The organism is Endozoicomonas sp. SESOKO4 (genome assembly GCF_024606275.1).
This window is the reverse complement of record NZ_JAHHPS010000244.1, coordinates 1-1,167: the sequence shown is the minus strand read 5'-3', so window position 1 is coordinate 1,167 and position 1,167 is coordinate 1. Positions and strand designations below refer to the sequence as shown.

Here is a 1,167-nt window from a genome sequence, read left to right as displayed (position 1 = left end):
CCAGCAACCTGAACCTGATTATCGAATCTGCTGACCGTGCTGGCAGCTTTCAGGAACTGGAACCATCAGACCTCACCTTCTTTGCCAAGACACCGAACAACGAACTGAAGGTACAAGCCTTCGGCTGCAAGATGAAGATCAGCAGCCTGCTGGATATCGACACCAGTGGTGGCGAGAAGCACCTGACCACCATTCCGTTCCTGGTGACCAGCCCGGACTTTGTTCGCATTAATGGTGTTCGTTATCTATCCAAGGCAGCTACTGAAGGATTGATCTAAGGAGGTCATGGTGAAGTCACCCTGGAAAAACTTTTCTTATGCAGAACTGGGCTGCAAGTGCGGTAAATGCAGAGCCGACTCTGGGATGAACATCAGCAAAGAGTTGATGGATCAAGTTCAGCAGCTACGGGAAATCTGCGGGTTTCCTTTTGTGATCACTTCCGCTTATCGCTGCCCTGATCATCCAATCGAAGCAGGCAAAAGCAAACCTGGCACACATGCAAATGGTCAGGCTGTCGACATTCAAGTCAGCGGCAACAGAGCACACCTGCTGCTGCAAGAAGCCTTGAAAATGCCATCTCTTAACGGGATCGGTGTGAACCAGAAGGGAAATCACAGCAGTCGCTTCATTCATCTGGATGTGGCAACTGGAGAAAACCGCCCGTGGGTATGGAGCTACTGATGGAATGGAAAGACCTTTCAAAGTTTGTCGGTGGAATCGCTCCTGCTGTGGGACTTGCACTTGGTGGCCCAGCAGGTGCAATTGTCGGCAAAGGCTTAGCTGCTGCTCTGGGAACAAAGCCAACACCGGCTGATATAGAGCAGGAGCTTCTGCAAAACAAGGATGCACTGCTCAAAGTTCGTCAATTCCAGCAACAGATGGGACTGGAAACCCTGAAGGAAGAGCTAGCTGATACTCAGCACGCCAGGGAGCAGCATTACGATCATTGGATGCCTTCAGCTTTGACCATTGTTCTTGCTGTCATGGTTTTCAGCATGTTTGCGGGGATTCTGACTTTTGAAATGTCATCAGCCGTTGAAGACATCGTTTATCTGATCGCTGGGCAGGTACTTATGGCATTCCTGACCTGTGTGTCTTTCTGGATGGGTACCAGCCGAAGCAGCCAGGAAAAGACCCGGCTGATAAAGAAGGAGTAAAACGTGGACC

Annotated in this window: 3 protein-coding genes; all 3 read left to right on the top strand. The window is 50.4% G+C overall.

Annotated elements, in window-relative coordinates; all coding sequences use genetic code 11:
• Nucleotides 1-278 (top strand): DUF2597 family protein (locus tag KDK16_RS04490; protein ID WP_257274876.1); only part of this gene is annotated, 278 nt, incomplete at its 5' end.
• Nucleotides 279-285: 7 nt separating this feature from the next.
• Complete coding sequence (locus KDK16_RS04485) at nucleotides 286-681, top strand: D-Ala-D-Ala carboxypeptidase family metallohydrolase (protein WP_257274875.1); 396 nt, start codon at nucleotides 286-288, stop codon at nucleotides 679-681.
• Nucleotides 663-1,157: a hypothetical protein gene (locus KDK16_RS04480; protein WP_257274874.1), complete on the top strand. Its 495-nt coding sequence runs from the start codon at nucleotides 663-665 to the stop codon at nucleotides 1,155-1,157. The genes KDK16_RS04485 and KDK16_RS04480 overlap by 19 nt, the downstream gene beginning before the upstream one ends.
• Nucleotides 1,158-1,167 lie beyond the last annotated feature (10 nt).